This is a genomic window from candidate division WOR-3 bacterium, assembly GCA_016867815.1.
GTDB lineage: Bacteria > Hydrothermota > Tepidihabitantia > Tepidihabitantales > Tepidihabitantaceae > UBA2258.
In genome coordinates, this window is sequence record VGIR01000173.1 from 1 (window position 1) to 3,192 (window position 3,192).

General features: G+C 62.5%; 3 protein-coding genes. All 3 read right to left on the reverse strand.

Annotated elements, in window-relative coordinates; translation table 11 throughout:
• Positions 1-205: 205 nt before the first annotated feature.
• Entirely contained in the window at positions 206-1,261 is a 1,056-nt protein-coding gene (locus tag FJY68_13920) for a DMT family transporter (protein MBM3332919.1), read from the reverse strand.
• A 46-nt stretch (positions 1,262-1,307) separates the two neighbouring features.
• Positions 1,308-1,880: an SAM-dependent methyltransferase gene (locus tag FJY68_13925; protein MBM3332920.1), complete on the reverse strand. Its 573-nt coding sequence runs from the start codon at positions 1,878-1,880 to the stop codon at positions 1,308-1,310.
• A 513-nt stretch (positions 1,881-2,393) separates the two neighbouring features.
• Positions 2,394-2,846 (reverse strand): hypothetical protein, encoded by a 453-nt coding sequence (locus FJY68_13930; protein MBM3332921.1) that lies wholly within the window; start codon positions 2,844-2,846, stop codon positions 2,394-2,396.
• Positions 2,847-3,192 lie beyond the last annotated feature (346 nt).

A 3,192-nucleotide genomic window follows, 5' to 3' on the forward strand; every position in this document is an offset into this window, starting at 1 on the left:
CGATTCAGGCCTATCTCACGGCGGCGGTGATGAACTTGAAGTGCCTGGCGGCACTCCTTCTCATGCTCCTCAGTTGGTTCTTCAGGCCGAGGCCAACATCAGACCAGCCGATACCAGCATCGTCACCGATCTGAGGGTGGTTTCTCAACAGCCCCGCTGTCCCTAGCCCCCCCGGACGTGTCCCTCGCCGGTCCCGTGCGATGCGCTACCCGTGCCCGTGGCGGTGGTGCTCATCCGGCAAGTGTGGATGTTCGTGCTCGACCGGGGCGTGGACGTGCCGGTGAGCGTGTTCGACGGCCGTCAGACCCGACTCGTGCGCGTGGTCGTGATGGTGGTCGTCGTGACGGTGCCGGTGCTCGTGCTCCAGCGGTTCGTGGACGTGCCGGTGGGCATGGCGTTCTCCCAGGAGCAGGGCCGCGCCCACGACCATCACCGGCAACGCTACGAGGAATTGGAGGTTGGGCCGTTCCTGGAAGATGGCAAAGGAGAGGGCCGTTCCGATGAATGGCGCGGTGGCGAAGAGCGCGCCGGTTCGGGCAGCGCCGAGGCCGCGCATGGCGTAGATGAATAGAGCGATACTCACTCCGTAGCTGGCAAATCCAAGCCCCATTGCCAGCAGGCTCGTCCGCAGGTCGGGCAACGCCGCACCGCGAGTCAGCGCCAGTACCAGCGAGAAAGCACCTGCCACCAGCCCCTTGGCCGCGGCAAGGCTGACCGGGTTCTTGCCCGAGATGCGCCGCGACAGGTTGTTGTCCAAGCCCCACAGGACACAGGCGGCGACCACCAGCAGGGCGGCCGGGGCAAGCCCGACGCGCCCGCCCTGATTCCACGAGAGCACCATGCCCGCGCCGGTAACCAGCAGAACCGCCATCCATGTCCGTCCGCCCAGGTGTTCGCGGAACAGCAGCGCGGCCAGGACGGCCGTCGCCGCCCCTTCGAGATTCAGAAGGAGAGAGGCGGTCGCCGCCGGCGAGTTGCGGAGGCCCGTCATCAAAACGATGGGCGCGAGCACGCCGCCCGCCAGCGTTGCACCGGCGAGCCAGGACAGGTCGGAACGGGCGATGCCCGATTCCCGGCTGCGCTTGCCAATCAAGGCCATGCTGCCTTGCAATAGCAGCAGCCCAACCCCGCTACCTAGATAGAGCAGCGCCGCAAGTGGAACCGCCTCGACCTGGCCCACGAGTACCTTCGCCAGCGGAACACCAGCGCCGAACAAAGCCGCGGCGACTACGGCGGCGGCAATCGGGCGCAAGCGGGTCACCTACGGTCCCTCCGCGATGCTGACGCCTGCTCCGGTGAGGCCGTAGCTACCGTACCCACTCAGGAATCTGAGCATCCAGGAAGCAATCATTCCTCGGGATGTACGGCTTCAAGTCAAGTATCGGGCTGTCGTCGAACGCGTCAATCCCGTCAATCTCCACGATGCTACCCTTGACGGAGATAACCCGGCACGTCGTGATTGCGATCAGGTTCGGCCTGACAGCGGAGCGAGTCGCGAACACACCCGTCAGCGGGTTCTTCTTGCCCTGTCGATGGCCTTGAAGGAAGGCCCGCTTGTCCGGTGCGTCGTTCTTGTCAAACCAGTAGAACACCATGACGTGCGAGAAATCGGCGAGACTCACCAGACCGGGAGCGTACTTGTCCTTCAGCACAAGCAACGTCTTCCCATCTTGCCTCCTGACCTGACCGAGCGAGACAAGGTAATACTCGGCGTCGCGGTCAACCTCGCTCCCGGCGGCCATCAATCGCTTGGCCAGCGGGCCGGACAGATGGCAGCTCTTGTCGGCCTTTGCAGGCGGTGCTTCCTTCTTGGTGTACGCGAAGCTCACCACTCCCGCAATCAGACAGACGGCAACAACCTGCAGCAAGCGTGTTCTCACGGGTATCCTATCTCCTTCTATCCGTTGGACTCTGGGATATCTCACTCGATTCCTGCGGCATCTCAACGATCCGAATCTACTCTGCGGTCAGTCCGTACAATTCACACACCAGCGCGTCGGTCTGGTGGTCGGTGATGGTTAGTTTCCAAGGGTAGCAGGAACACTTCCCATATCTCCCGCTGCCGTCAAGGCCGGGTGAATCCGGTATCCATCGAGAGTAGGATACTCCGGACTCCGGCAGTGTCAAATCGGCGGGGAAAAGGATCGAGTGGTCCAGTGCTCCCGTGCTCCAGTGGTCGAGTGGCCGGAAACTACCAGCCACTTGCTGTCAGCCGGCTTGAGCTTGAGCTTGTGCTTGCGCTAACTGGAGGCTTGTGGCTTGAAGTCCGCGGGCTGCGCCCGCGCAAATCTGCAATCGACAATCGGCAATCTCAAATGCCTGGTGGGATGTCCCGAGGCTTCCCGGAATAGGCTGCCTGTCCGTGGTCCCTTCTCTCCCTCCATTGGGTCGCTCTAGATGGCCATCTCGATCCATACTTCGGGATCGCGCAGCAGCCATGTCCTGCCGTCCGCGCTCCTGACGCGGACGGCGACGCTCACCCAGATACGGGTGGACCATTTCGGACCGCCGTCTGCGTGGTATCTCACGCTGTACTTCGGCCACCTGTGTACTGGTTCTCGCAGGATGGCACCCCAGACTTCGTGCTGCGACTTGATCACCCAGACGCGGTCTGCTAGGACCGAAGATGGGAAAGCCCTCGCGGTGTCACTGCCCGTCAGCGTCACGCCGACCATCAACGAGGAGTTCGCACCGGGCATGAAATTGCGGTAGGCTCCGCCGTCGAGCGTGAACGTCTGGCCGTCTATCTCAGCAGTCTGCGGTGCGCTCATCATATCATCGTAGGGGACCTTGTGACAGCTGATGGCCGCGACTGCCAACAGACAAGGCAGGACACAAATCCTCATCGCTGACATGATAGGCTCCCTGGCTGGTGTGTCAAATCGGCGGGGGAGAGCTTGCGGCTTGAGGCTCGCGGGCTGCGCCCGCGCCAATCTGCAATGCCTCGTGGGAGCTTCCCGAAACGGGGTGCCTGGCACTGGTCCCTGCGAGACGCCGAATGGGTGACTATTCCTGGATCTCCCTGCCTGTTGACAGGCGAGAACATCCATTCTACAATTGACACGACTTGAGGGTGCGGCAGGCGCAGGGTCTGCCACGCAGGGAACCTCGACGCCGATTCGTGCAAGTTCTGTGAGATATCTGGAGGCAGCACTTGGCAATCGGAGTGAAGCGCAGTTCGTCTGGTCGGAA

Coding starts and splice junctions, on each gene's coding strand:
- FJY68_13930 (MBM3332921.1), bottom strand. CDS start 2,846: ATGAGGATTTGTGTCCTGCCTTGTCTGTTGGCAGTCGCGGCCATCAGC.